This window comes from Streptomyces sp. SAI-170, assembly GCF_049739565.1.
Lineage (GTDB): Bacteria > Actinomycetota > Actinomycetes > Streptomycetales > Streptomycetaceae > Streptomyces.
On the sequence record NZ_JBMGQD010000001.1, the window covers coordinates 1,881,579 to 1,908,431 of the forward strand.

Annotated in this window: 17 protein-coding genes; 7 read left to right on the top strand and 10 right to left on the bottom strand. The window is 71.8% G+C overall.

Annotation, left to right across the window (positions count from 1 at the left end):
- Positions 1-10: 10 nt before the first annotated feature.
- The 4 genes from RKD23_RS08640 to RKD23_RS08655 all read left to right on the top strand — a co-directional run bounded on the left by RKD23_RS08640 (position 11) and on the right by RKD23_RS08655 (position 4,261).
- Complete coding sequence (locus RKD23_RS08640; RefSeq protein WP_424853135.1) at positions 11-718, top strand: hypothetical protein; 708 nt, start codon at positions 11-13, stop codon at positions 716-718.
- A 154-nt stretch (positions 719-872) separates the two neighbouring features.
- A complete protein-coding gene (locus tag RKD23_RS08645) occupies positions 873-1,712 on the top strand; it encodes a TIM barrel protein (protein ID WP_424853136.1) in 840 nt (279 codons plus the stop codon).
- A 31-nt stretch (positions 1,713-1,743) separates the two neighbouring features.
- A complete protein-coding gene (locus RKD23_RS08650; RefSeq protein ID WP_424853137.1) occupies positions 1,744-2,634 on the top strand; it encodes a 2-hydroxy-3-oxopropionate reductase in 891 nt (296 codons plus the stop codon).
- Between the two features lie 169 nt (positions 2,635-2,803).
- Complete coding sequence (locus RKD23_RS08655) at positions 2,804-4,261, top strand: catalase (protein ID WP_424853138.1); 1,458 nt, start codon at positions 2,804-2,806, stop codon at positions 4,259-4,261.
- A gap of 722 nt (positions 4,262-4,983) precedes the next feature.
- On the opposite strand, the gene gcl is transcribed toward RKD23_RS08655, so the two are convergent.
- Entirely contained in the window at positions 4,984-6,768 is a 1,785-nt protein-coding gene (gene gcl, locus RKD23_RS08660; protein ID WP_424853139.1) for a glyoxylate carboligase, read from the bottom strand.
- 195 nt (positions 6,769-6,963) lie between these two features.
- Here gcl and RKD23_RS08665 point away from each other — a divergent pair, with 195 nt between their 5' ends.
- The gene (locus tag RKD23_RS08665; protein ID WP_424853140.1) at positions 6,964-7,656 is read left to right on the top strand and encodes a hypothetical protein; all 693 of its coding nucleotides are present in this window, start codon (positions 6,964-6,966) and stop codon (positions 7,654-7,656) included.
- Positions 7,657-7,708: 52 nt separating this feature from the next.
- On the opposite strand, the gene RKD23_RS08670 is transcribed toward RKD23_RS08665, so the two are convergent.
- The 9 genes from RKD23_RS08670 to RKD23_RS08710 form a co-directional block, all read right to left on the bottom strand.
- On the bottom strand, positions 7,709-8,833 hold the full coding sequence (locus tag RKD23_RS08670; protein ID WP_424853141.1) for a lytic polysaccharide monooxygenase: 1,125 nt from the start codon (positions 8,831-8,833) through the stop codon (positions 7,709-7,711).
- A 62-nt stretch (positions 8,834-8,895) separates the two neighbouring features.
- Positions 8,896-11,118, bottom strand: a complete 2,223-nt coding sequence (locus RKD23_RS08675) for a glycoside hydrolase family 6 protein (protein WP_424853142.1) — start codon at positions 11,116-11,118, stop codon at positions 8,896-8,898.
- 99 nt (positions 11,119-11,217) lie between these two features.
- Positions 11,218-13,476 (bottom strand): glycoside hydrolase family 3 N-terminal domain-containing protein, encoded by a 2,259-nt coding sequence (locus RKD23_RS08680; protein WP_424853143.1) that lies wholly within the window; start codon positions 13,474-13,476, stop codon positions 11,218-11,220.
- A 128-nt stretch (positions 13,477-13,604) separates the two neighbouring features.
- Positions 13,605-14,735: a GH12 family glycosyl hydrolase domain-containing protein gene (locus tag RKD23_RS08685; protein WP_424853144.1), complete on the bottom strand. Its 1,131-nt coding sequence runs from the start codon at positions 14,733-14,735 to the stop codon at positions 13,605-13,607.
- Between the two features lie 285 nt (positions 14,736-15,020).
- Complete coding sequence (locus RKD23_RS08690) at positions 15,021-17,390, bottom strand: glycoside hydrolase family 9 protein (protein ID WP_424853145.1); 2,370 nt, start codon at positions 17,388-17,390, stop codon at positions 15,021-15,023.
- A gap of 198 nt (positions 17,391-17,588) precedes the next feature.
- Positions 17,589-18,062 carry an ester cyclase gene (locus RKD23_RS08695; protein ID WP_424853146.1) on the bottom strand — a complete coding sequence of 158 codons (474 nt, stop codon included), beginning with the start codon at positions 18,060-18,062 and terminating at the stop codon, positions 17,589-17,591.
- Positions 18,063-18,147: 85 nt separating this feature from the next.
- Positions 18,148-19,173, bottom strand: coding sequence for a LacI family DNA-binding transcriptional regulator (locus RKD23_RS08700; RefSeq protein WP_424853147.1), 1,026 nt, complete (start codon positions 19,171-19,173; stop codon positions 18,148-18,150).
- Between the two features lie 65 nt (positions 19,174-19,238).
- Positions 19,239-20,858 (bottom strand): AMP-binding protein, encoded by a 1,620-nt coding sequence (locus RKD23_RS08705; RefSeq protein ID WP_424853148.1) that lies wholly within the window; start codon positions 20,856-20,858, stop codon positions 19,239-19,241.
- Entirely contained in the window at positions 20,855-22,525 is a 1,671-nt protein-coding gene (locus tag RKD23_RS08710; RefSeq protein WP_424853149.1) for an AMP-binding protein, read from the bottom strand. Before RKD23_RS08710 ends, RKD23_RS08705 begins: the two co-directional genes overlap by 4 nt.
- Positions 22,526-22,856: 331 nt before the next feature.
- Here RKD23_RS08710 and RKD23_RS08715 point away from each other — a divergent pair, with 331 nt between their 5' ends.
- Together RKD23_RS08715 and RKD23_RS08720 are read left to right on the top strand one after the other, a co-directional pair.
- Positions 22,857-23,714 carry a helix-turn-helix transcriptional regulator gene (locus tag RKD23_RS08715; RefSeq protein WP_424858199.1) on the top strand — a complete coding sequence of 286 codons (858 nt, stop codon included), beginning with the start codon at positions 22,857-22,859 and terminating at the stop codon, positions 23,712-23,714.
- A gap of 289 nt (positions 23,715-24,003) precedes the next feature.
- Complete coding sequence (locus tag RKD23_RS08720; RefSeq protein WP_424853150.1) at positions 24,004-26,817, top strand: AAA family ATPase; 2,814 nt, start codon at positions 24,004-24,006, stop codon at positions 26,815-26,817.
- Positions 26,818-26,853: the final 36 nt, after the last annotated feature.

A 26,853-nucleotide genomic window follows, 5' to 3' on the forward strand; every position in this document is an offset into this window, starting at 1 on the left:
GAGAACGACCGTGGCACAAGCGACCCGGCGCACGCTCACGGCGGCGGCCCGCGCGGCCGCCAGGCGCGCGGAACGCGCGGAGACACGGGAGGTGCCGGCCTCGCCGCCGGAGCCGGGGGCGTCCGGCCGGACCGTGCTCATCGAGAAGCCGGACGGCTGGGACGACCCGCCCGAGCCGCGCCCGAAGGACGACGAACCCGCCCTGCCCGGCCCCCGGCGCGGCAGGCTCCGTACCGCTCTCCTCGGGGTGCTGCTGTCGGCCGCGCTGGTCGCGGTGGGCGTCCTCGCCTGGCAGGACCGCGAGGCGCGGACGACCGAGCGGGCCCGCGTCGAGGCGCTCGCGGCGGCACAGAAGGCGGCGCCTGTCGTACTTTCCTACGACCATCGCCACCTGGACCGCGACTTCGCGCGCGCCCGTGCGCTGTTGACGGGGAAGTTCCGCGAGGAGTACGGCCGGACGACGAAGACGGTTGTCGGGCCGACGGCGAGGAAGTACCGCGGCGTGGTGCGGGCGACGGTCGTGAGGCCGGCCGGGGGCGGCCTGCCTGCCGCGTCGGTGGTGTCGGCGTCGCCGGACCGGGCCGTCGTACTGCTCTTCGTCGACCAGGTCACCGAGAGCACCCAGGTCACCGGCTCCCGTGTCGACCTCAACCGGGTCCGGATGACCCTGGACCGCACCTACGACGGCTGGAAGGTGAGCGCCGTGGACGCGCTCTGACCTGCACGACCCTGAGCCCCCGCGCGGCCTCGCGCGGGGGCTCTTTGCGTTTTCGCCTCTTGACAGTCGTCCCCGACCACAGGCAATCTTCCGTTAAGCAGAAACGTACTTCCGCAATACGAAATTCCTAGCACGGAAGGGAGCGCGGCCCCCGATGGGATTCGCAGACCAGCGCTTCAACGTCAACCTGTCGATCCTCTTCACGGAACTCCCGCTCCTGGAGCGCCCCGCGGCCGCCGCCGCGGCCGGCTTCACCGCGGTCGAGCTGTGGTGGCCCTGGATCGACTCCCCGACCCCGGAGCAGTCCGAGCTCGACGCCCTGAAGAAGGCGATCGAGGACGCCGGCGTCCAGCTCACGGGCCTGAACTTCTACGCCGGTCAGCTCCCCGGCCCGGACCGCGGCGCCCTGTCGGTGCCCGGCGAGGAGTCGGAGCGGTTCCGCGCCAACATCGACGTGGCGGCCGCCTTCGCCCGGTCCCTGGGCTGCAAGGCGCTCAACGCCCTGTACGGCAACCGCGTCGAGGGCGTGGACGCGGCCGAGCAGGACGCGCTGGCCCTGGAGAACCTGGTCCGCGCGGCCCGCGCGGCCGACCGGGTCGGCGCGATCCTGCTGATCGAGACGCTGAACAAGCCCGAGTCGCCGCTGTACCCGCTGGTCAGCGCCCCGGCCGCGATCGAGGTCGTCGACAAGGTCAACGAGGCGACCGGACTCGGCAACGCCAAGTTCCTCATGGACCTGTACCACCTGTCCATGAACGGCGAGGACCTGCCGCAGGTGATCGAGAGTTACGCCGCCAAGACCGGCCACGTCCAGATCGCCGACAACCCCGGCCGCGGCGCCCCGGGCACCGGTTCCCTCCCGCTGGAGGAGCTGCTCGACCAGCTGAAGAAGGCCGGTTACGACGGCTGGGTCGGCCTCGAGTACAAGCCGGGCGACCGCCCGAGCGCCGAGGCCTTCGACTGGCTGCCGACCGAGGCCCGCGCGGCCCGCTGACCACCCTCGTTCTTCCCGAAAGGCCCCCATCATGAGCAACCTCCCCAAGATCGCATGGATCGGCCTCGGCATCATGGGCTCCCCCATGTCCGAGAACCTGATCAAGGCGGGTTACCAGGTCACCGGCTTCACCCTGGAGCAGGACAAGCTGGACCGTCTGTCCGCCGCCGGCGGTACGGCCGCGGGCTCGATCGCCGAGGCCGTCACGGACGCCGACGTGATCATCACGATGGTCCCCGCCTCCCCGCAGGTCGAGGCGATCTCCTACGGCCCCGAGGGCATCCTGGAGAACGCGAAGTCCGGCGCGCTGCTGATCGACATGTCCTCGATCACCCCGCAGACCTCGGTCGACCTGGCCGCCGCCGCCCGCGACAAGGGCATCCGCGTCCTGGACGCCCCGGTCTCCGGCGGCGAGGCCGGTGCCATCGAGGCCGTGCTGTCCATCATGGTCGGCGGCACGCAGGCCGACTTCGACGAGGCCAAGCCGCTCCTGGAGGCCCTCGGCAAGACCATCGTGCTGTGCGGTCCGCACGGCTCGGGCCAGACCGTGAAGGCCGCCAACCAGCTGATCGTCGCCGTGAACATCCAGGCGTGCGCCGAGGCCGTGGTCTTCCTGGAGAAGTCCGGCGTGGACCTCGCGGCCGCCCTGGACGTCCTCAACGGCGGCCTGGCGGGCTCGACCGTGCTGACGCGGAAGAAGGACAACTTCCTCAACCGCGACTTCAAGCCGGGCTTCCGCATCGACCTGCACCACAAGGACATGGGCATCGTCACCGACGCCGCCCGCAACGTCGGCGCGGCCCTGCCGGTCGGCGCGGTCGTGGCCCAGCTGGTCGCGTCGCTGCGCGCCCAGGGCGACGGCGGCCTGGACCACTCGGCCCTGCTGCGGGCCGTGGAGCGCCTCTCCGGCGCCCAGGTCTGACCCTTTGAGACTTCCGGGCCGCGGCGCCGCCGACACCTGTCCTGTCGCGCCCAGGCGGTGCCGCGGCCCGGAATTACGTTTCAACAAACTGTTGACGCTCAGATCCCCCACTTCTAGGCTCCACAAAGCGGAAACAGGTTTCCGCTGACACCCGCACGGAAGGTCCACGATGTCGAAGCGCGTGCTCACGACCGAGTCCGGCGCCCCGGTCGCCGACAACCAGAATTCCGCCTCCGCCGGCGTCGGCGGCCCGCTCCTGATCCAGGACCAGCAGCTCCTGGAGAAGCTCGCCCGGTTCAACCGTGAGCGCATCCCGGAGCGCGTGGTGCACGCCCGCGGTTCCGGCGCGTACGGCTACTTCGAGGTGACCGACGACGTCACCGGCTTCACCCACGCCGACTTCCTGAGCGAGATCGGCCGCCGCACCGAGGTCTTCCTGCGCTTCTCCACCGTCGCCGACTCGCTCGGCGGCGCGGACGCGGTGCGCGACCCGCGCGGCTTCGCCGTGAAGTTCTACACCCGTGAGGGCAACTACGACCTCGTCGGCAACAACACCCCGGTGTTCTTCATCAAGGACCCGATCAAGTTCCCCGACTTCATCCACTCGCAGAAGCGCGACCCGTTCACGGGCAAGCAGGAGCCGGACAACGTCTGGGACTTCTGGGCGCACGCCCCCGAGGCCACGCACCAGGTGACCTGGCTGATGGGCGACCGCGGCATCCCGGCGTCGTACCGCCACATGAACGGCTACGGCTCGCACACCTACCAGTGGACGAACGAGCAGGGCGAGGCCTTCTTCGTCAAGTACCACTTCAAGACCAACCAGGGCATCCGCTGCCTGAGCAGCGAGCAGGCCGCGGAGCTGGCGGGCAAGGACGCCAACTCCCACCAGACGGACCTGCTGCAGGCCATCGAGCGCGGTGTGAACCCGTCCTGGACGCTGTACGTGCAGCTCATGCCGGCGGCCGAGGCGGCCGACTACCGCTTCAACCCCTTCGACCTCACCAAGGTGTGGCCGCACAAGGACTACCCGCTGCAGCGCGTGGGCCGGCTGGTCCTCGACCGCAACCCGGACAACGTGTTCGCCGAGGTCGAGCAGGCCGCGTTCTCCCCGAACAACTTCGTGCCCGGCATCGGTCCGTCCCCGGACAAGATGCTCCAGGGCCGTCTGTTCGCCTACGCCGACGCGCAGCGCTACCGCCTGGGCGTCAACCACACCCTGCTCCCGGTGAACGCCCCCAAGGCGACCGAGGCGAACAACTACGGCCGCGACGGCTTCATGGCGCTCAACCCGCAGGGCCGCGGCGCCAAGAACTACGAGCCGAACTCCTACGACGGCCCGGCCGAGACCGGCCGCCCGCTGTCGGCCCCGCTCGCGGTGAACGGCCACACCGGCAACCACGTGGCGCCGCTGCACACCAAGGACGACGACTTCTTCCAGGCGGGCGAGCTGTACCGGCTCATGTCCGCGGAGGAGAAGTCCCGCCTGGTCGCGAACATCGCCGGCGGCCTCTCGCAGGTCTCCCGCGACGACGTGATCGAGAAGAACCTGGCTCACTTCCACGCCGCCGACCCCGAGTACGGCAAGCGCGTGGAGGAGGCGGTCCGCGCCCTGCGCGAGGACTGACCTCCACCGAGGCGGCCCGCGCCCGCCGATCGGCCCGGATGAGGGGTGGCCGATCGGCGGTGCGCGGGCAGGCCGAGGACCGCGGCGGTGTGCGAGCCAGTGCGGTGGTGAAGGTACGGGGCCCTCTTCTCGACCTGAGGGAAGAGGCTTCCGGAACCGTCGCGACCGTCGCGGTCCCTGCCAATGGACTCCGTCCGGCGGCGCGAATGTTCTGTCGCGCCCAGCCTCGTGCCGTCGGACGGTCACCAATTGAATACCTCACCGGGCTGAAGAGCGCCGGATGCGGACGGTCCCGCATCCGGCGCTCTTCGGTTTGCGCGGCCGAGGAGGTGCCACTTGCTGCCGCCTTCCGGGTGCGGGCCGTACGTGGCCGGCCGCTGCTGCCGCCTTCCGGGTGCGGGCCGTACGTGGCCGGCCGCGCAGTTCCCCGCGCCCCTGGGGGACGTCCTGCCGTCGTCCGGGCGCGGGTTGTGTCTGGTTGCTCGCGCAGTTCCCCGCGCCCCTGGCGGCGACGCCCTCAGCGGCGCGGGGAACTGCGCGACCAGTCCACCGCGGCCCGCAGTCGGACGACGGCAGGAAGGGGGCAGCTCCCAGGGGCGCGGGGAACTGCGCGAACGGCCACGACGTGCCCGCAGCCGGAGGACGGCAGGAGAGGGCAGATGCGGGCATGACGAAGGGGCCCGCACCGTACGGTGCGGGCCCCTCTGCGGGTGGCTGTGGACTCAGACCTTGAGGGTCTTCACGGCCGTGGGCGCGTGCCCCGGCTCCGTGGCCAGGTCCTCGAACTCGACCACGTTGCTGATGTCGTTCGTGCCGGACATGGAGATGTTGGTGACGCGCTCCAGGATGGCCTCGACGACGACCGGGACCTGGAACTCGGCGGCGAGCTTCTTGGCCTGCTCGAAGGCGGCGCCCAGCTCGGCCGGGTCCGTCACGCGGATCGCCTTGCAGCCGAGGCCCTCGGCGACCTTGACGTGGTCGACGCCGTAGACGCCCAGCTCGGGCGAGTTGATGTTCTCGAACTCCAGCTTGACCTGGAAGTCGATGTCGAACGCCCGCTGCGCCTGACGGATCAGACCGAGGTAGGAGTTGTTGACCAGGACATGGACGTACGGGATCTTGTGCTGCGCGCCGACGGCCAGTTCCTCGATCATGAACTGGAAGTCGTAGTCGCCGGACAGGGCGACGACCTGCGCCTCGGGGTCGGCCTTCGCCACGCCCAGGGCCGCGGGGATGGTCCAGCCGAGCGGGCCGGCCTGGCCGCAGTTGATCCAGTGGCGCGGCCGGTAGACGTGCAGCATCTGCGCGCCGGCGATCTGGGAGAGGCCGATCGTGGTGACGTAGCGCGTCTCGGGGCCGAAGGCCTTGTTCATCTCCTCGTAGACACGCTGCGGCTTGATCGGGATGTTGTCGAAGTGCGTACGGCGCAGGAGGGTGGCCTTCTTCTCCTGGGCGGACGCGGCCCAGTCGCCGCGGTCGGGCAGCTTGCCGGCCGCCTTCAGCTCGCGGGCGACCTCCACGAACAGCTCCAGCGCGGCCTTCGCGTCGGAGGCGATGCCGTAGTCCGGGGCGAAGATCTTGCCGATCTGGGTGGGCTCGATGTCGACGTGGACGAACTTCCGCCCGGCCGTGTAGACGTCCAGCTTGCCGGTGTGGCGGTTGGCCCAGCGGTTGCCGATGCCGAGGACGAAGTCGGACTCCAGGAAGGTCGCGTTGCCGTAGCGGTGCGAGGTCTGCAGGCCGACCATGCCGGCGTTCAGCTCGTGGTCGTCGGCGATGGCGCCCCAGCCCATCAGGGTCGGGACGACCGGAGTGCCCGTCAGCTCGGCGAATTCGACGAGGAGTTCACTGGCGTCGGCGCTGATGACACCGCCGCCCGCGACGATCAGGGGGCGCTCGGACGCGTTCAGCATCCCGATCGCCTTCTCGATCTGCGCGCGGGTCGCGGCCGGCTTGTAGACCGGCAGCGGCTCGTAGGTGTCGATGTCGAACTCGATCTCGGTGAGCTGGACGTCGATCGGCAGGTCGATGAGGACCGGGCCGGGACGGCCGGAGCGCATCAGGTGGAAGGCCTGCTGGAACACGCCGGGGACCTGAGCGGCCTCCAGGACGGTGACGGCCATCTTGGTCACCGGCTTGGCGATGGAGGCGATGTCGACGGCCTGGAAGTCCTCCTTGTGGATCACCGCGGTCGGCGCCTGGCCGGTGATGCACAGGATCGGGATCGAGTCACCGATGGCGGAGTACAGACCGGTGATCATGTCGGTGCCGGCCGGGCCGGACGTACCGATGCACACACCGATGTTGCCCGGGTGGGTACGGGTGAAGCCCTCGGCCATGTGCGAGGCACCCTCGACGTGCCGGGCGAGGGTGTGGTTGACGCCCCCGGAGGCTTTCAGCGCCGCGTAGAACGGGTTGATCGCCGCGCCCGGGACACCGAACGCGTTGGTGACGCCCTCGCGCTTGAGGATCTCGACTGCCGCGCGGGCAGCGGTCATACGAGCCATGGAGTACTCCTGCTTCGGCTGTCGGATGGGCTCGACCGTCGCGCCCCGCGGTGAGACCTTTCCGCGTTGTTCACTTCCCGCAAGTTTCCGTATTGCGGAAATGAGTTTCTACTATCTGGAAGCAATGTATTTGGAGTGGTGAAGCCCGTCAAGGGACGGACAAAGCGCGGACAACAGGGGGCGGGCAGGAGGACCATGGGGGCCATGTCCGAGGGCGTCCCGGTGCGCTGTCCCGCCTGCCGTCGCGAGCATCTCTACGCGGCGCCGTCCTACCCGTGCGCCTGCGGAGCCCCGGTCGTCCCGCCGGTCGACCGGTACGCGCAGGCCGTCCCGGTCACCCACCGCGCCTGGGACGAGGAGTGGCTCACCCTGCGCTGCGGAGCCTGCGGGCGCGGCACACCCTGGCCGCGGCCCGAGCTGGGCTGTCCCTGCGGGACGGTCCTGCGGGTCCCCGTGGCGGTGGAGCCCGTGAAGACGGCCCCGGCCCTGACCCCTCCCCCGGCCCGCCCCGCCTTCCAGCCGGTCACCATCCGCACCGCGCGCGACGCGGTCACCGCGGCCGCCCTGTATCTGCGCTGGCTCGGCTACCGGGACATACGCCGCGCCGACCAGCGCCCGCCGTCCGGCATCGGCCTCGCGGCGCGCGGCATCCTCGCCCAGGTCGACCCGACCGTGCGCCCGGCCTCGCTGCGGGACGTCGAGTGTCTGTGGCTCACCGCGATGACGGAGTCCGCGGAGTGTGTCTACTTCTCCCTCGCCGGTTACGCCGACGAGGCCCGAGTGGGCGCCGACACGCTGGGCGTGCCTCTGTTCGTCCTCGACCTGACCGGCACCCCGCAGCCGGTCAACGACCACGCCGACGCGCTCTCGGCCCTCCCCCGCACATGAGGGCGCCGGCCCCCGCGAAGGAGCGGGAGCCGGCGCCGGTGGACGGGCGGTGTTACGGGGTGACGCAGCCGATCGAGCCGACCGGGACGTTGTTGCCGGTCGAGGTGGCGGTGAAGCCGAACGTGACACTGCCGTCCGGCGCGATGGTGCGGTTGTAGTCGACGTTCCTGACCGTGACCGTGCCGTCGGTGCCGGTGCTGAGCGAGCCGTTCCAGACGCTGCTGATCCGGGTGCCGGTGCCCGGCTGCCAGCGCACCGCCCAGCCGTCCCGCGGTGCCGTGCCGTGGTTCATGACCTCGACCGAACCCTGGAAGCCGCCGTTCCAGGCGTTCGTCACCGAGTAGACGACCATGCACCCGGTGTGCGGGTCCGTGGGAGTCGGCGTCGGGGTCGGGGTGGGTGTGGGCGTCGGAGTCGGCGTGGGCGTCGGGGTCGGGGTCGGGGTCGGTGTGCCACCCGAGTCGCGGATGCCGGTCACCTCGCCGTTGCCGCCGTCGAAGACGATGTCGGAGCAGGAGAAGAAGTTCTCCTGGCTGTCCGAGCGCACCCACTGGATGAACATCATCGCGTTCCCCGAGCGGCCAGAGGGCAGCTTCAGGTCCCAGTAGTAGTGGCCGCCCTCGGTCCCCACCGAGCCGGACTGCGGCGGGTTGGTGACCGTCTGGATCAGCTCCAGGTCGCCCCAGCCCAGCGGGGAGGTCGGCGAGTAGCCGGGCTTGGAGACGTACACCCGGAAGCTGCCCGGGTGCGCGGCCCAGTTGCTGTGCTTGATCTGGATCGTCGCCCCGGAGGTCAGGTGCGTACGGGGCCAGTCGGCGCGGGCCGCGTTGTAGCCGGTGAAGTTGTAGGGCGAGCGGTCGCCCGCGCTGCACAGCTTGCCGTCAGGTACGTACCCGGCGCCGCGGCCGCCCGCGTTGGAGTCGAGCACGGCGAACCAGTTGTACAGCGAGGTCGCGCCGCTCTCGGCGAGGGCCGCCTTGCACGCCGGGTTGGTCGGGTCGAGGGCGCCGTTGCTGGTCTTGGCGTCCAGATAGCAGAGGTAGGTCCGCGATCCGGGCGTCATCGTCACGCCGTGCGCCTCGGCGCTGCCCTGGCCGATCAGGGCCAGGCCAAGACCGCTGAGCAGGGTGGCGAGCACCGCCAGTAAGGACAGTGATCGTCGTTTGGGTCGAGCCATGGGTCTCTCTCCTGTGGGGTCGGGGTCCTTCTCCCTCGGGGTCCTTCTCCTTCGGGTCCGTCTCAGGCGGGCGGCGCGCCCCAGGCGAGCTCGGCGCCGCGGTAGGCGGGGATGCGCGGGGCGTCGGCGTAGGCGGTGGCCGTCGTACGGCTGTAGTCGCCGGTCTCGTCGAACGCGGACCAGTCGGACTTGCTCATCCGCAGCTGGATGTCGCCGGTGTCGCGGCCTGCCGCCAGGGTGCCGCTCGCGAAGCCGACCTCCAGATAGGCGTCGGCGCCCGCGACCGGGGTGCTCAGCGGGACCACCCGCAGCTTGAGGCCGGAGCAGCCGACGACCGCCCAGTCGCACCAGACGCTGACGGTGGACGAGCCGCCGTCACGGGTGAAGTAGTAGCGGGCCGTGACCTGGCTCAGGTCCAGCGACGCGCTGCCGGTGTTGGCGATCCGCAGACTGGGCCGGATGGCGTTGTCCGTGGCGGAGCTGTCGTTGTTCCTGTACGTCACCTTCAGGCCGCCGACCGGGTCGGGAGTGCCGCCGCCCGCCTCGGTGGTCACGCTCAGCGCGGCCGAGGCCGGGGAGAGGTTCCCGGCGGCGTCACGGGCGCGCACGGTGTAGGCGTACGCCGTGGCGGCGCTCAGCCCGGTGTCGGTGTAGGTGGTCGCGGTGACGGGCGCGGCCGTGACGCGGGTGCCGTCGCGGTAGACGTCGTACCCGGTCACGCCCACGTCGTCGGTGGCCGCCGTCCAGGACAGGGAGACACTGCTCGCGGTCCTCGCGGTGGCGGTCAGGCCGGCCGGCGCGGTCGGCGCGGTGGTGTCACCGGGGTCGCCCGGGCCGCCGCCGTCGACGGGCACGGGCGGGTAGGCGTTGCGCACCAGCATCGCGAACTGGTCGTGGAACCAGTGTCCGGCCAGCGGGGCGCCCGGCAGCGCGCCGGTCTTGTTGCCGCCCGCGTTGGGCGCCGAGTACGTCGGGTCGCACATGCGGTCCAGGCGCTTGCCCTCGTCGTTCGGGATCTCCTCACTCGCCCCGTCCGACTCCCCCGGCGGCTTCACCCACAAAAACGCGTCGAGGTGCGAGTCGGGATGGCCGGAGGGCGCGGACTGCGGGGGCTGTCCGATGCCGGCACCGCTCACGTTGCACCACAGACCGCGGTGGGTACGGCGGTCCGTCTTGGACTCGGTGACATAGGTGTCCAGGGCGGTGCCGGTGCTCTCGGCGGCCGGCCGGGCGGAGCCGCCCCAGCCGTTGCGGGAGGTGTCGACCACCATGCCCGTCGAGGCGGGCCAGCCCGCCGTGACCAGCGCCCGGTGCACGTTCTTGGTGAAGTCCGACTCGTCGAAGTTGGGGTTCCACTCGTAGAACTTCGCCGACTTGAGCATGGTGCCGCCGACCGTCTTGTTCGGGTCGGGCAGGAACGGCTCTTCCAGCGGCGTGTAGTTGGCGACGTTGGTGACCAGGCCGTCGACGCTGGTCAGCCCGGCCCGGGTGCCCTTGGCGACGTCCGTGTACAACTGCACCGTCTGCGCGAGGTTGTTGTCCCAGCCGAGCCAGCCCGAGTGGGCGAAGTCCAGGTACGTGTAGACGTTCGGGACGGCGTGCAGCTGGTCCAGGGCGTACCGGATGGCCTGGACGTAGATGCCGCTGCTCTTGGCCTGGGCGCACTCCGGGTCGGAGGTGTTGGTCACCAGGTTGGGCAGGCTGTCGGGCTCTATGACGGTCGTGATGCGGATGTCCTGGTACTTGGGGTTCTTCAGGACGGCCGCGATCGCGTCGATGTACTCGGTCTTGTAGCGCTGCAACCCCGCTTCGGTGAGCGGGAGTTCGCCGTTGGAGGCGAGCGCGGCGCAGTCGCGGCCCGGCAGGTCGTACACCACGAACGTGGCGGTGATCGGCTGCCCGGGCTTCTTCTGCGCCAGCGCCAGGTCGAGGTGGTCGGCGAGGCTCTTGCGGCCGTCGTTGACCGTGCCGCCGTGGATGGCGGCGATCCGGTCGAGCCAGACGGCGGTCGGATAGCTCTTGACCGTCTCCATCCGCGCCCGGAGGGTGGCGTCGGAGGTCTGGGCGACGGAGGTCTGGACGCGCTCGGCGTAGTCGGGGTTGACGTACGCGGTGGCTCCGGCGAACGGGTTGTCGACATGGGCCTCGGCGGCGGACGCCTGCGGCGCGGTCAGCTGCGCCGCCGCCCCCAGCAACAGGGTGGTCAGCGCGGTGGCCAGCGCCGCCGACCGCCTGCCGTGCGGCCGGGGCGGGCGGGCGCCCGCGCGTCTGGTCCGGTCGGACATGTGCTCTCCTCGGATACGGGGGTGCGGGATGCGGGTGCCGGTGGTGGGGCACCCGCGACGACAACCGGGGGACGAGCGTGGGTCGTGCGTGGGGGTCTCTCAGGCCGGGGTGCAGCGCGGGGCGGGGGTGCCCGCGGTGCCGCTCGCGGTGTAGCCGAACGAGGTGGTGGCGGAGGCGGCCAGGGAGCCGTTGGAGGCGGTGTTGCGGACGGTGACATGGCCGTCGGTGACGGTGTGGGTGCCGTTCCAGAGGCTGGTGACGGACGTGCCGCCCAGGTCCCAGTCCACGCTCCAGCCGGTGATCGGGCCGGTCCCGCTGTTCTTGACGGTGACCTCGGCCTGGTGGCCACCCGGCCAGGAGTTGACCAGCTTGTACGTGGCCGTGCAGGCCTTCGCGGGCGAGGGCTCGGGGTCGGGGTCGGGGTCGGGGTCCGGGCCCGGGTCGCTGTCGTAGGTCAGGCCGTACCCGTAGCGGAAGAGCGGGGTCTTGCCGTCGGCGTCGTTGACCGGCTGCTGGGAGGCGTCGCGCATCCAGGTCATGGGCAGCCTGCCGAACGGGGAGAAGTCGCCGAACAGCACGTCGGCCACTCCGGCACCCTCGGTGCCGGGCAGCCAGGCCGCCAGCAGCGCCTTCCAGTCGGGCAGTTGGGCGGCGATGTCCAGCGGCCGGCCGGAGACCAGCACCACCACGACGGGCACGCCGCTCGCCTTCAGCCGGGCCAGGGTCTGCAGGTCCTCCTGGTCCAGGCCCATGCTGCCGGGGCGGTCGCCGCGCATCTCGGCGTAGGGGGTCTCCCCGACGACGGCCACGGCCGCGCCGTAGCTGCCGTCGATGCCGTTGCCGTAGCGGTCGTACGTGACCCGGGAGGGGTCGGCGACGGCGGCACGGATGCCCTGCAGGACGGTGGTGCCCTCGGTGACGGCGCCGCTGCGGCCCTGCCAGCCGACGGTCCAGCCGCCGCTCTGGTTGCCGATGTCGTCGGCGGACTTGCCCGCGACGAACAGCTTGCCGTTCTTCGGCAGCGGCAGGATGCCGCCGTCGTTCTTCAGCAGCACCTGCGAGGCCCGCACCGCCTGCCGGGCGAGGGTGCGATGGGCGGCCGAGCCGACCGTGGAGGTGTACGAGCGGTCGGTCAAGGGCCGCTCGAACAGGCCGAGTTGGAACTTCTTGGTGAGGATGCGGCGGTTGGCGTCGTCGATCCGGGCGAGCGGGACCCGGCCCGCGGAGACCTCGCCGCGCAGCAGCGTGAGGAACTTCTTGTAGTCGTGCGGGACCATCACCATGTCGACGCCCGCGTTGACGGCCGTCGCGATCTCGGCGCCGGTGAAGCCGGTCTGCCCGTCGAGCTGGTCGACGGCGGCCCAGTCGGACACGACGAACCCGGTGAAGCCCAGCTCACCCTTGAGCACGTCGGTGACCAGGTACCTGTTGGCGTGCGAGCGCACTCCGTTCCAACTGCTGTACGACAGCATCACCGAGCCCACGCCCCGCCGTACCGCCTCCTTGAAGGGCGGCAGGTGGACCGCGCGCAGCTCGGCCTCGGAGATCTGGGTGTTGCCCTGGTCGACGCCGCCGGTGGTGCCGCCGTCGCCGAGGTAGTGCTTGGCGGTGGTGAGCACGGAGGCCGGGTCGGCGCCCAGGGTGTCGCCCTGCATGCCGGTGATGAACGAGGTCATGGCGCTGGGCAGTTCGGGGGTCTCGCCGAACGACTCGTACGTACGCCCCCAGCGGTCGTTGCGGGCCACGCACAGACAGGGCGCGAACGACCAGTCGATGCCGGTGCCCGCCACCTCCTCGGCGACCGCCCGCCCGACGCGCTGCACCAGAGCGGGGTCGCGGGTGGCACCGAGGCCGATGTTGTGCGGGAAGAGCGTGGCGCCGCGGACCGCGTTGTGGCCGTGCACCGCGTCGATGCCGTAGATCATCGGGATGCCGAGCGGGGTGGTCAGGGCGGTGCGCTGGAGCGTGTCGTAGGTGTCGGCCCAGGTCTGGGCGTTGTTGGGGCTGACCGTGGAGTCGCCGCCGGAGAGCACCGAGCCGATGCGGTAGGCGGCGAGGTCGGACTGCGGGACCAGCGCGTCCTTCTCGACCTGGGTCATCTGCCCCAGCTTGTCGTCGAGCGTCATCCGGCCCAGCAGGTCCTCGACCCGCTGCGGCACCGGCAACGCCGGGTCCTGGTACGGCAGTACGGCGGCGGAAACCGCGGCGGGCGCGGGCGGCGCGGCCGCGGTCAGCCCCGTCACGGCGAGGGCCCCGGCGCACAGGGCGGCGAGGAGCGCGGGACGGCGTACGGAACGCGAGGGCCGCGAGGAGCGGGAGGAGGGGGAAGGAAGAAGGAGAGCGGGGCGCGAGCTCATGGCGGGCCTTTCCGGGTGCGGGCCGGAGGGGCGGGGCACGTGCGGGCCAAAGGTGCGGGGCTGGAACGCTCCGGGGTCCGCCCTGGTCGGCGCAGGGCGGAGCCCGGAGCGGGTCGGTGTGCCGCCGGTCAGACGACCGAGCAGGCGGTGCCGTTCAGCGTGAAGGCGCTCGGCTCGGCGAAGGTGCCGCTGTAGGTGCCCTGGAAGCCGAAGCTCTGGGTGCCGCCGGCCGGGATGCGCGCGTTGTAGGCGACGGGGGCCGCGGTGACGGCGCCCGACGAACCGGTCAGGGTCGCGTTCCAGGAGCTGGTGATCCGCTGCCCGGACGGCAGGGTGAAGCCGAGGCGCCAGCCGTCGATCGGCGCCGAACCGGTGTTCTTCACCGTCAGGTTGGCGGTGAAGCCGCCCTGCCAGACATTGGTGTCGTACGCCACCTGGCAGGCGCCCGCCGGGTCGCCCGGGTCACCGGGGTCGGTGCCGCCGGTGTTCACGGTCGAGGAGAAGGAGTTCACCGCGAGCCCGGCACCGTTCTGCCACGGCTCGAATCCGGCCTGAACACTCGTCAGATACCAGTTGTTCTGGGCCATTCCACGGGCGACGGTCGCGTCGACGAAGTCCATGACGTCGAAGCTCCAGCTCGCGAGCGCCGACGGGGCGACGAAGGAGATCACGTCGTTGGAGCCGTTGCTGCCGGTCCACACCTCCCAGGTGCGGCCGCCGACGGTGGCGGTGGCGACCCGCGAGCCGATCGGCTGGATCGAGCCGACTCGGTTGAACCAGATCATGATCTCGGTCCGGTTGACGCCGTCGGTACGGGGCGTCGGGTCCAGCCAGATGTCGTACGACGCATTGAACACGGCGTCGGAGACGAAGCCGTACGAGATGCTGCTGGGCGCGCTGGAGATGGTGCTCACCTGGGCGGGCAGCTTGGTCCCGGGCGAACAGTTCGTGTAGTGGCAGCCGTTGAAGACCGACGGGTAGGACTTCGGCGCCCCGTTGGTCGGCACCGAGCCGTCGGCCTGGGTGACCCGGAAGCCGGTGTCGGTGGCGGTGACACACTGGGTGGCGCTGGTGCCCCAGCGGTTGTTCTGGACGACGTAGCGGCCCTGGATCACGGTCGATCCGTACGTCTCACAGATCAGCGTGTCGGCCTGGGCCGGGGCGCCGGCGGTGACCAGCGCGGCGACGGTGGCGAGGGCGGTGAGCAGCGCGCCGAACAGGGCGCGCACGGTGCGGAGGCGGTGCGGTGACGATCGCATGCGGGGGCCTCTCTGGCGGGGGGTTCGACAGGGCCGTGCTGCGGGGGCGGGTAGGCGGGAGCGATGCGGGAGCGCTCCCATCTCCCCACTGATGGGAGCGCTCCCATCCCACCGGTTTCGGTGGCGACTGTAGGAGTCGCCCCGTGTCCCTGACAACCCTGCGGGCACGATTCCGTCGAACGGATTTCGAAGTCGCAGGTCAGTCGGGATGATCGGGAGGGCCCCTCAACTGGTCCCGCCAGTAGGGAAGTTGGGAGCGCTCCCGAATGCGGGGCGTTCGGCGGGTCAGCCGGTGCAGGCGCGGCCGTTCAGGGTGAAGGCCGCCGGGGTCCCGGCCGGGGTGCCGCTCGCCTGGAGGCCGAAGGTCGCCGTGGCGCCCGCCGGGAGGGCCGCGTTGTAGCCCGCGTCGGAGGCCGTGACCTCGGCTCCTGACTGGGTGACCGTGGCGTTCCAGGCGTTGGTGACCTTCTCGCCGCCCTTGAAGGAGAAGGCGAGCCGCCACCCGTTCACGGCCGTCGTGCCGGTGTTGCGGACCCGGACCTCGGCGGTGAACCCGCCGTTCCAGGAGGACCCGACGGCGTAGGCGACCGCGCAGCCGTCGGCGGGGGTGGGAGTCGGGGTCGGGGTGGGGGTAGGTGTCGGAGTGGGTGTGGGCGTGGGCGTGGGTGTCGGCGTCGGGTCCGGGGTCGGGGTGCTGCCGTCGGGCAGGGCGCCCCACTGCCGGGCCGCGCCCTCCAGCAGGACGATGTTCGGGGCGTCCACCGGGGTGCTGCCCGGGGTGGTGGCGATGCGCTGGTACGACCAGTCGTCGCCCGGGTTCCAGGCGCCTGCCGAACTGATCCGGAACTGCACCTCCTTGCGGTATGCCGACTGCCCCGCCGGGGCGATGTCGGTGGCCGAGCAGTCGACGGTGACGTAGTAGACGTCCCCCGCGTGACGCGTCGGGCCGGAGACCGGGCCGCACTGGTTGTAGTTGGTGCTGACGCTGATCTGCTGGGGCTGGACGCCGGGTTCGAGCGTGAAGTAGTAGCGCAGGGAGCTGTCGGTGAGCGTGCGGGCGGGCCAGGCCGACTTGTTGATCACGTAGGCCTTGATCTCGGTGAAGTTGGTGCCGGAGGCGTTCACCGAGGCCTGCACGGACATCTCGGGTCCGTCGGGGGTCTCCGCGCGGGGGAAGTCGGCCTGGGGTGCTCCGCCGTACTCGGCGTACAGGCGGGCGAGGGCGCCGGTGAAGGCCGCGTTGTAGTCGGTGGCGACCTCGTTGTTGACGTAGTTCTGGCGGTCGTCGGTGTAGGCGTCGTCGGCCGCGCTCGGGCCGCCGACGAGGGCGCCGTAGAGGGTGTGGCGGCTGTCGGCGGGGCTGGTGATCTGGTCGGTCCAGGAGCCGTGGGCCGTGCGGTGGTGGGGCTTGGTCGGCGGGTTGCTGCCGAAGCCGACGACATAGCTGGACCTGCGGGGGTTGTCGCCGAGCGCGTAGTCGATCTGGCGGACGGCGAAGTCGTGGTAGCGGGCCTTGCGGGTGGGGTCGCCGGTCAGCCAGTCCGCGTACACGAGCGCGGCGAAGGCGGTGTTGGCGGCGTAGCGCAGAGAGCCCCAGCTGTCGAGGACGGCCTGGCCGCCGGGCGAGTAGCGGACCCGGGCGCCGTTCACGCCGACGGTCCACCAGTCGAGCCAGCGGTTGGCGTCGTCGATGTACTTCTGCTTCCCGGTGAGTTGGGCGAGCAGGACGTAGGAGCCGTAGGAGGTGTCGTCCCAGGACAGGGTCCAGCGGTAGGAGCGGGTGGTGGACTGGGGCTCGGTGGAGAGGTTGTCGTAGTAGCTCTCCGCCTTGGTGAGGTAGGCCGGGTCGCCGGTGGCCTTGTACAGCCAGATCGCGCCCCAGACCAGCTCGTCGCGGTAGCCGCTCCAGGAGTTGTAGTAGCCCTGGGCGTCGCTGATGCAGTCGCTGTACTTGCCGCGGTAGGTGTCGGCGAAGGTGTACAGCTGCTTGGCGTGGGTGAGGAGCTTGTCGGCGTAGGCGGCGTCGCTGTCGGCGAACACCATGGAGGAGGCCGCCATCGCCGCGGCGGTCTGGCCGGCCAGGTCCGAGCCGGGGCAGGAGGCGTCGATCTTGTAGGCGGGGCGCTCCATCGGCATCACCTCGGCGGGGCCCCACCAGGCGTGGTCCTTGCCGCCGTTGCCGACCTGCCCGTACAGCACGTTGGGGGCGGGGTGAGCCTTGACGAAGTAGTCGTTGACGAACCGGAGGTTGTTCTTCAGGTGCGTCCACTGTCCGGCGCTGGTGTACGCGGCGCGTTCCTCCAGGCCGCCCCAGGCCAGCACGGACGCCGAATACGCCATCGGCAGGCCGAACTTGACGTGGTCGCCGGCGTCGTACCAGCCGCCAGTGAGGTCGAGGCCGACGTCCTTGCCGTCGTTCAGCGCGGAGTCGCCGCGCCAGCCGGCCCGGTTCCAGTCCGGGAGCTTCCCGGACTGCTGGGCCTCGTAGAAGAAGAGGGACTTCTGCAGTGCCTCGCCGTAGTCGAAGGCGGGCGCCGCGACGGACTGCCCCGCCGAGGCGAGCGGCAGCAGCAGTCCGGCGGTGAGGGTCGCCGCGAGGACGGCGGGCCCCGACCGGGACCGCCCTCCGAGGTGGTTGAGAAGGTGCGGGCGCAACGGATCGTCCTTTCCGTACAGGTGCGTTGTGCGGGGAGGAGGGATCGGTTCATGCCTTGCTCGGAGCGCTCCCGACTGAGACGTGGGAGCGCTCCCATACGCGGCCATGAAGCCAGCAGCGGCCCACGGTGTCAAGGTGTCAAGGTGTCAAGAGAAAGGGAGGCCCCCTGGGGGACACGTGTCCAGGGGGCCCGGAGTTCAGGCGGAGGCGGAGGCCGGGGCCGGAGAAGGGGACGGGTCCGGGACCATGCCGAGCTGGCGGAGTTGGGTGAGCACGTCGACGACGCCCCAGATCTCGGCGATGCGGGCGTCCTCGGTGAAGCGGACGACGAAGATCTCGCTGTACTCGACCTTCCTGCCGGTCGGCGGGGCGCCGCGGTACTCGCCCAGGTGTGTGCCGGTGACCGTGTTGCGGAAGACCAGCTTGTCGCCCTCGGCGATCACGTCCTCGACGGTCACCCGCACGTCCGGGAACGCCCGCAGCAGCACGGCCCACACCTGCAGAAGCGCCTGCGCGCCGGTCATGCCCATCGGCACGGGCGCGTGGAACACGACGTCCGGGGCGACGACTTCGTCGACGGTCCTGGCGATGACCTCCAGGTCGCCGCCGTTCACGGCGTCGTGGAAGCGTGCGAACGTCGCCTTGTTGGTCTCCACCTGGTGCGCCGGCATGGGTTCCTCCTCGGGATCGGCCTTCCGAACGGCCACACCCCTCCAGACGTCACGGCCCGCCGTTCTGTGACACCCGGGCGTGGGCTCACGCCGAGTCGCGCAGCACCAGCCGGGTCCGCAGGATGACATGCCGCCAGGCGACCTCCGGCTGCTCCATCTCCTCAAGGAGCAGGCGCACCATCGTCCGGCCGATCTCCTCCAGGGGCTGGCGGACGGTGGTCAGGCGGGGTTCGGTGTGCTCGGCGAGCAGGAAGTCGTCGAAGCCGATGACGGCGACGTCGTCGGGGACGCGGCGGCCCGAGGCGTGCAGCACGGCCAGCGCTCCGGCGGCCATGGTGTCCGAGGCGGCGAAGACGGCGTCCACCTGCGGGTGGCGCTCCAGGACTTCGGTCATCGCCCGGCGGCCGCTCGCCTCGGTGAAGTCGCCCTCGACGACCCAGGAGTCCTCGTCGGGCATCCCGGCGTCGGCGAGGGCCTGCCGGTAGCCGCGCAGCCGGCACTGGGCGACGTACATGTCGAGCGGTCCGGCGATGGCCGCGATCGACCGCCGGCCGCCGCGCAGCAGATGGCCGACGGCCTCGCGGGCGCCGCCCACGTTGTCGGCGTCGACGTAGGTGATCTGCTCGTCGCCGGAGCGGCGGCCCAGCAGCACGGTGGGGATTCCGGCGTCCGCGAGGTGGTCGGGGAGCCGGTCCTCGGCGCGTACGGACATCAGCAGCACACCGTCCACGCGACCGCCGCGGGCGTACTCGACGAACCGCTGCCGCTCGGCGTCCGTGCGGACCAGCGTGAGCAGCAGTTGCACGGAGGTGTCGGTCAGGGCGTCGCCGACGGACCGTACGGTCTCGGAGAAGAACGGCTCGCCGAACTGCCGCCAGTCCCGCTCCGTGATGACCAGCGCCACGGCGTCCGCCCGCCGCCCGGCCAGCGAACGCGCCGCCAGGTTGGGCACATAGCCGAGCTCGGCGATGGCCTGCTGCACGGCGCGACGCGTCGAGTCCTTGACGCCCGCCTCGTTGTTGACGACACGGGAGACCGTGCCTCGCCCGACACCGGCGAGGGCGGCCACTTCCTCCAGCGTGGGTGTCGTACCGGGCCGTTGTCTGACCATGCTCACCCCCCAAGGGCGTCCGATCTTACGGGCCTTGGCCCCGCGTGATCGAACGCCCCGGGCGATTACCGGACGCCGAAGCGCTCCCGCAGTTCGACCTTGCGTACCTTTCCGGACACCGTCATCGGGAAGGTGTCGAGGATCTGGAGGCGGCTGGGGATCTTGTAGTGGGCCAGCCGGCCTTCGCAGAAGGTGCGTAGCTCGTCCAGCGTGAGGGGGTCCGCCGGGTCCCGGGGGATGACGCAGGCCAGGACCTCCTCGCCGTAGCGCTCGTGCGGTACGCCGACGACCTGGACGTCGGCGATCTTGGGATGGGCGTAGAGGAACTCCTCGATCTCACGCGGGTAGATGTTCTCGCCCCCGCGGATGATCATGTCCTTGATGCGGCCGACGATCTCGAGGTAGCCGTCCTCGCGCATCACCGCGAGGTCGCCGGTGTGCATCCAGCGGCCGGCGTCCACGGCCTCGGCGGTCTTGTCGGGCTGTTCCCAGTAGCCGAGCATCACGCTGTAGCCGCGGGTGCACAACTCCCCTGCTGTGCCGCGGGGTTGGGTCACGCCCGTCGCCGGGTCGACGACCTTCACCTCGATGTGCGGCAGGACGCGGCCGACCGTGCCCGTGCGGTGTTCCAGGTCGTCGTCGCGCCGGGTCTGGGTGGAGACGGGCGAGGTCTCGGTCATGCCGTAACAGATGGACACCTCGGCCATGTTCATCTCGGCGACCACGCGCTTCATGACCTCCACCGGGCAGGGCGAGCCCGCCATGATCCCGGTGCGCAGGGAGGAGAGGTCGTACGAGGCGAAGTCGGGCAGGTTCAGCTCGGCGATGAACATGGTCGGGACGCCGTACAGGGACGTGCAGCGCTCCTGCTCGACCGCGCGCAAGGTGGCGGCCGGTTCGAAGGAGGGGGCGGGGATGACGATGCAGGCGCCGTGCGAGGTGGCGGCCAGATTGCCCATCACCATGCCGAAGCAGTGGTAGAAGGGCACAGGGACGCACACCCGGTCCTGCTCGCTGTAGGCGATCGACTCGCCCACGAAGTAGCCGTTGTTGAGGATGTTGTGGTGGGAGAGGGTGGCGCCCTTGGGGAAGCCGGTCGTGCCGGACGTGTACTGGATGTTGATGGGGTCGTCGCAGGAAAGCTCCGGGAACGGCGCCGGGGTGCCGCGCGTGAGCAGGTCGTCCCAGCTCGGGTCGCCGATGAAGACGGTCTCCCGCAACTGCGGGCAGTTTCCGCGCACTTCGCCGACCATCGCGCGGTAGTCGCTCGTCTTGTGGCTGAGGGACGCGAAGAGCAGCGAGATGCCCGCCTGCTTCAGGACGTACTCGACCTCGTGGGTGCGGTAGGCCGGGTTGATGTTCACCATGATCGCGCCGATGCGGGCGGTGGCGTACTGGACGAGGACCCACTCGGGGCAGTTGACCGCCCAGATCCCCACCCGGTCGCCCTTGGTGACGCCGCTCGCCATCAACGAGTACGCCAACTGGTCGACGTCCGCGACGAATTCGGCGTAGGTCCAGCGCCGCCCCGAGGGCACGTCGACGAGTGCCTCCCGGTCGGGCCAGGCGGCGACCGCGCGGTCCAGGTCGGCGCCGATGGTGTCGCCGAGCAGCGGGGTGTCGCCGACGCCGTGTGCGTACGAGATCGCCGGCGTCGCTGAAGCCGAAGCAGTCGACGGGTTCACCGGAAGTCCTCCTCGCGGTACTCCGCGTCCGACCCGGCCGCGGTGGCCTGGCGCAGCTCGACGCGGCGGATCTTGCCGGAGACGGTCTTGGGCAGGGGCGCGAACTCCAGGCGGCGGATGCGCTTGTAGGGGGCGAGGGCGTCGCGGGAGTGCTCGAACAGCACCTTCGCGGTGTCGGCGCCCGGCTCCCAGCCCTCCGCCAGGACGACGTACGCCTTCGGCACCGCCAGGCGCAGCTCGTCCGGGGCGGGCACGACGGCGGCCTCGGCGACGGCCGGGTGCTCCAGGAGGGCGCTCTCCAGCTCGAAGGGGGAGATCTTGTAGTCGGAGGCCTTGAAGACGTCGTCGCTGCGGCCGATGTAGGTGAGGTAGCCGTCCTCGTCGCGGGAGGCGACGTCCCCGGTGCGGTAGTAGCCGTCCGCCATGGCCTCGGCGGTGCGCTCGGGGTCGCCGTGGTAGCCGGTCATCAGGCCGACCGGGCGGGCGGACAGGTCGAGCGCGATCTCGCCCTCGGCGGCGCCGGGCGCGCCGGTGACGGGGTCGAGCAGTTCGACGCGGAAGCCGGGGCTGGGGCGGCCCATCGAGCCGGTCTTCAGGGGCTGGCCGGGGCTGTTGGAGACCTGGACCGCGGTCTCGGTCTGGCCGAAGCCGTCCCGGATGGTGACGCCCCAGGCGCGCCGGACCTGCTCGATGACCTCGGGGTTGAGCGGCTCGCCCGCGGCGACGGCCTCGCGGGGCGGGGTGGCGAGCTGGCCGAGGTCGGCCTGGATGAGCATGCGCCACACGGTCGGCGGCGCGCAGAAGGTGGTGACGCCCGCACGGTCCATCTCGGCCATCAGGCGGGCCGCGTCGAAGCGCGTGTAGTTGAAGAGGAAGACGGTCGCCTCGGCGTTCCAGGGCGCGAAGAGGTTGGACCAGGCGTGCTTGGCCCAGCCGGGCGAGGAGATGTTCAGATGCACATCGCCGGGCTTCAGGCCAATCCAGTACATGGTCGCGAGGTGGCCGACCGGGTACGAGGTGTGGGTGTGCTCGACCAGCTTGGGGCGGGCCGTCGTACCCGAGGTGAAGTACAGCATCAGGGTGTCGTCGGCGCGGGTGGGGCCGTCGGGGGTGAAGTCGGCGGGGGCGGCGTAGGCCTCCTCGTAGGCGTGCCACTCCCCTCCGGTGCCGCCGGTCGCGATGCGGGTGTAGCCGCCGGGGACCTCGGCGAACTTCTCCGCGTCCTCGGCGCGCGCGATCACGTGCCGGACCTGTCCGCGCTCGACGCGGTCGCGCAGGTCCGCGGGGCCGAGCAGCGGGGTGGCGGGGATCACGACGGCGCGCAGCTTCATCGCGGCGAGGGCGGTCTCCCACAGCTCGGCCTGGTTGCCGAGCATGACCAGGATGCGGTCGCCGGCCCGCACTCCGAGGCCGCGCAGCCAGTTCGCGACGCGGTCGGAGCGGTCGGAGAGCTCCGCGAAGGACAGCAGGGTCTCGGTGCCGTCCTCCTCGACGATGTGCAGGGCCGTGCGGTCGTTGCCCTGCGCGATCCGGTCGAACCAGTCCAGGGCCCAGTTGAACTCCTCGGGGCGCGGCCACGCGAAGCCCTCGTACGCGGTGACGTAGTCCTCGCGGTGCTCCAGCAGGAAATCGCGTGCCCCGCGGAAGTCCTCGGTGGCCGTCGTCATCTGTCCTCCTCTGTGCCGGACCATTGCCGGGCGGCTCCCGGTCATCGTGTAATCCGTGATGCAGGTCTCACTACCCCCGAACGGGGGTGTGCGCCGCGAGGTTGCGGCCGGCCCCCCTGCGATCGGGACGCGGGGGGGCGGCAGCGGGCCTTCGGGACGCGTACGGACGGGCGAGAGGAAGCGGGCGGACTCGGCCGGCGGGAGCGGCCGGCAGGCGGAGCGGCATGGGCAAGCGGGTACGGCATATGGCGGGGCGGCCGGACCTGCGGCGGGAAAGGCGAGCGGGTGTGTGGGCCATGGCAGGCACGAGCGAGTGGTGGCGGCGGACGCGATGACGAGCGGGGTGGCGGGTACGGATCTGCACGCCGCGCTGGTGCGGCTGCGGCGGGTGACGGGGCTGCCCGTGGCGTTCGGCGGGCTGGTGGAGCCGTGCCGGCCGCAGCTGCGGATCAGCGAGCTGAGCGGCACGGCGACGCCTGCGCTGCGTTCGCTGGCGGTGACCTCGGGCAACGGCCTGGGCGGGAAGGCGGTGGCGCTGTCGCGGCCGTGCGCGGTGACGGACTACTCCTCCTCGCGGCAGATCAGCCACGAGTACGACGTGCCGGTCGCCACGGAGGGCCTGCGCTCGGTGCTCGCGGTGCCCGTCGTCGTACGGCGCCGGGTGCGCGGGGTCCTCTACGGCGCCCTGCGCACGGCCCAGCCGCTGGGCGACCGCACCCTGCACGCGGCGGTGGAGGCGGCCCGGGACGTGGAGCAGTCGCTGGTGGCGGCGGAGGAGGCGAGGAGTCTGCTCGCCTCGGCACCCGCTCCTGCCTCCGGCACCCGCACCGAGGCCACGGCGACCCGGGAGCGGATGCGGGAGGCGCACACGGCGCTGCGGGCGCTGGCCCCGCGGATCACGGACCCGGAGCTGCGGGAGGAGCTGCTGAGGGCGTGCGGGCTGCTGGCGCCGGACGGCCCCGACGGTCCGGACGGTCCGGCGGCTCCGGGCGCGGTGGATCTCGCGCCGCGGGAGGTCGATGTGCTGACCTGGGTCGCCGCGGGTGCCACCAACGCGGCGGCGGCCGACCGGCTGGGGCTGCGCCCCGAGACGGTCAAGAGCTATCTGCGCTCGGCGATGCGCAAGCTGGGCGCGCGCACACGCGGCGAGGCCGTGGCGGCTGCGCGCCGGGCGGGAGTGCTGCCGTAGCCGGAACGCCGGGCGGGGGTACTTGGGTAGCCGGAACGCCGGACGCGGGTGCTGCCGCCGTAGCCGGAACGCCGGGCGCGGGTGCTGCTGCCGTAGCCGGAACGCCGGGCGGGAGTGCTGCTGCCGTAGCCGGCGGCGGCAGAGCCGACATGACGGCCATCCATTCATATACCGGCGCCCCGAATTTCCGTATGCTCCCAAGTTGTTATTTCCCTCACCACCTCGTCACTCCGGATTTCAATGAGTCGTTGCCTAGAATTTGGCACGGCCACGACACACGGAGGGAGCGGTGACCGTGCGACGGGACTTCCAGGAGCCTGCCCGATGCCGCCCCGACCTGGTCATCGGCAGGGAGGAGCTGTTCGGCGCGGCGCGCGAGCAGCTCGCCCGGGGCGGCAGCGTGCTGCTGCAGGGGCCCGCCGGAATAGGAAAGTCGACCGTGCTGCGGGCATTGGCCGCGGAATACGGCCGCACCGCACGGACCGTGTTGCGCTGCTCGGCCACCGAGTCCGAATCGCATCTGCCCTTCCTGGCCCTCGCCGACCTGCTCGGCCTGGTGCTGCACGAGGTGTCCGACAAGCTGCCCGCCGCCCAGCGCACCGCCCTGGAGTCGGCGCTGACCGGCCGCGGCGAGTCCAGCCTCCAGCGCGACGGCCTCGCCCTGCGGCTGGCCGTGCTGTCGGTGCTGCGGGCGCTGGCCGCCGAGGGCCCGGTCCTGGTCGTGGCCGACGACCTGCAGTGGCTGGACTCCGCGAGCGCCGAGCTGCTCGGCTTCGCCGCCCGCCGCCTCGGCGACTTCCCGGTGCAGATCCTGTGCGCCGTACGCACCGAGGGGCCGGAGTACGACCGTCAGCTGCGGGCCACCCCGCCGGAGACGCTGGCGCTGCGGCTCGGCCCGCTCACCCGCGCGCAGGTGTCGGCACTGCTCGACCAGGGCGGCTACGAGCTGCCCCGCTCCACCGTCCGGGACATCCACCGCACCAGCGGCGGCAACCCGCTGTTCGCCCTGGAGCTGGGCCGCGCCCTCGCCGAGAGCGCCACACCGCCCCGCCCGGGCGAGCCGCTGCCGGTGCCGACCTCGCTGCGGGCGCTCGTGCTGAGCCGTCTGGAGATGCTGTCGGAGGACGCCCGCGACACCCTGCTGGTGGCCAGTGCGGGTGCCCGTCCCACGCTGGCCCTGCTGCACGCGGCCGGCCGGCAGAACGCCGAGGCGGAGACCGCCCAGGCTGCGGCGCTCGGGCTGCTGGCCACCGAGCCGGAGGGTCCCGCCGTACGGTTCGCTCATCCGCTGATCTCGGCCGCCCTGTACGCGGAGGCGCCCGCGCAGTCGCGGCGGGCCGCGCATGCCGCCCTGTCCACGGCGGCCTTCGACCCGATCGAGCGGGCCCGGCATCTGGCGCTGGCCACCACCGGCACCGACCCGGAGGTCGCGGCGCGGCTCGGGGAGGCCGCCGCGCTGGCCCGGGACCGCGGGGCGCCGTCGGTGGCGGCCTCGCTCGGGCTGCTCGCCGCCCGGCACACCCCGGCCGGCATGGTGCCGAGCCCCGACACCCGCCGGCTCCAGGCCGCCGAGGACGCGCTGACCGCCGGTGAGGTGGACCTGGCCCGGGACATCGCCCGGGACGTGCTGACCCGGGCCACCGCCTCCGGCGACCGGGTGCGGGCCTGGATGGTGGTGATCGAGGCCGCGGGTCAGGCCCTCGGCGACGTCGACGCCGTCTTCCCGCAGGCCCTCGCGGACGCGGGCGACGACCCGCGGCTGCTGGCGCAGGTCCACTACCAGCTGGCCTGGCGCGGGCTGATGGTCCTCGGTGACTTCGCCGAGGCCCGGCAGGAGGCCGAACGCGCCGCCGAGCTGGCCGCCCGGGGCGGTGACCGGCGCACCGAGCTGCTCGCCCTGTCCTTCCAAGCGACCGCCGAGACCCTGATGGGCCACCCGAACGCCCCGCAGACGATCAAGCGCGCCCTGCGGGAGCCGCAGGACCCGCAGGTGGCGTGTCATCACAACGGGGCGGGCGCGGCCCGCTTCCGCTGGCTGATCATGAGCGACCAGCTCTCCGAGGCCCGGGCCACCGTCACCGCGCTGCTGCGCGAGGCACGCCGGCGCGGCAACGTGGAGAGCGAGGTGCACTTCATGCGCTCGCTCGCGGAGACCGAACTGCGCTCCGGGCACTGCGGCCGCGCCCTGGACCTGGCCCGCGAGAGCCTGCGGCTGGCCCGGGACTGCGGGATCGGCGAGAGCGCCTCCACGATGTTCACCTCCCTCGCCGAAGCGTCGGGCGGGGACGTGGAGCAGGCCCTGGAGCTCGCCCGGGAGGCGGTGACGCACGCCGAGGAGGACGGCGACCCGGTGTATCTGTCGCTGGCCCTGGGCTCGCTGGGACATGCCCAGTTCGTGGCCCAGGACGCGGCCGGAGCGGTCGGTTCGCTGCGCCGGGTGCGGCAGCTGGAGGAGAGCCTGGGCGTGACCGACCCGGCCCGTGGCCGCTGGCAGGGCAATCTGGCCGAGGCGCTGGTGCTCGTCGGCGAGACCGCCGAGGCCCAGGAGGTGATCGACGTCACCCGCGAGCAGGCGCTGCGGCTCGGCCGGGAGAGCGTGCTCGCCGTGCTGGACCGGGCGGAGGCGCTGGTGCGGGCCGCGCGCGGCGAACGAGAGGCGGCCGTCGCGCAGCTGACGTCCGTCCAGGACCGGCTCGCCAAGCTGGGCTACGGCCTGGAGGAGGCGCGGGCGGCCTTCGCGCTGGCCCGGCTGCGCACCGGGCGGCCCGGTCCGACGTCGTACGACGAGGCGGAGCGGCTGTTCCGCAGGTGCCGGGCGCTGCCCTGGCTGAAGCAGGTGGAGGCGGCCGCGACGGCGACCCCGGCGGAGCCGGCCGCGACGGCGCCCGCGCCCGCCGAGGTCGACGCGCTGGAGGGGCTCGCCTCGATGGAGCGTCAGGTCGCGGCGCTGGTGATGGAGGGCGCGACCAACCGGGAGATAGCCGGCCGGCTGTTCATCAGCGTCAAGACGGTCGAGGCGACCCTGACCCGGGTCTACCGCAAGCTCGGTATCCGGTCACGGGTGGACATCGTCCGGCTGGCCGCGGGCCGCCACGCCAAGTGAGCCCCGCGCACGACCGAGGGTTTTCCCTGCCCCAAC

Excerpts from the sequence above, each read along its gene's own strand:
- RKD23_RS08645 (WP_424853136.1), top strand. The coding sequence starts at position 873 with ATGGGATTCGCAGACCAGCGCTTCAACGTCAACCTGTCGATCCTCTTC.
- RKD23_RS08650 (WP_424853137.1), top strand. The coding sequence starts at position 1,744 with ATGAGCAACCTCCCCAAGATCGCATGGATCGGCCTCGGCATCATGGGC.
- RKD23_RS08655 (WP_424853138.1), top strand. The coding sequence starts at position 2,804 with ATGTCGAAGCGCGTGCTCACGACCGAGTCCGGCGCCCCGGTCGCCGAC.
- gcl (WP_424853139.1), bottom strand. The coding sequence starts at position 6,768 with ATGGCTCGTATGACCGCTGCCCGCGCGGCAGTCGAGATCCTCAAGCGC.
- RKD23_RS08665 (WP_424853140.1), top strand. The coding sequence starts at position 6,964 with ATGGGGGCCATGTCCGAGGGCGTCCCGGTGCGCTGTCCCGCCTGCCGT.
- RKD23_RS08670 (WP_424853141.1), bottom strand. The coding sequence starts at position 8,833 with ATGGCTCGACCCAAACGACGATCACTGTCCTTACTGGCGGTGCTCGCC.
- RKD23_RS08675 (WP_424853142.1), bottom strand. The coding sequence starts at position 11,118 with ATGTCCGACCGGACCAGACGCGCGGGCGCCCGCCCGCCCCGGCCGCAC.
- RKD23_RS08680 (WP_424853143.1), bottom strand. The coding sequence starts at position 13,476 with ATGAGCTCGCGCCCCGCTCTCCTTCTTCCTTCCCCCTCCTCCCGCTCC.
- RKD23_RS08685 (WP_424853144.1), bottom strand. The coding sequence starts at position 14,735 with ATGCGATCGTCACCGCACCGCCTCCGCACCGTGCGCGCCCTGTTCGGC.
- RKD23_RS08695 (WP_424853146.1), bottom strand. The coding sequence starts at position 18,062 with ATGCCGGCGCACCAGGTGGAGACCAACAAGGCGACGTTCGCACGCTTC.
- RKD23_RS08700 (WP_424853147.1), bottom strand. The coding sequence starts at position 19,173 with ATGGTCAGACAACGGCCCGGTACGACACCCACGCTGGAGGAAGTGGCC.
- RKD23_RS08710 (WP_424853149.1), bottom strand. The coding sequence starts at position 22,525 with ATGACGACGGCCACCGAGGACTTCCGCGGGGCACGCGATTTCCTGCTG.
- RKD23_RS08715 (WP_424858199.1), top strand. The coding sequence starts at position 22,857 with ATGACGAGCGGGGTGGCGGGTACGGATCTGCACGCCGCGCTGGTGCGG.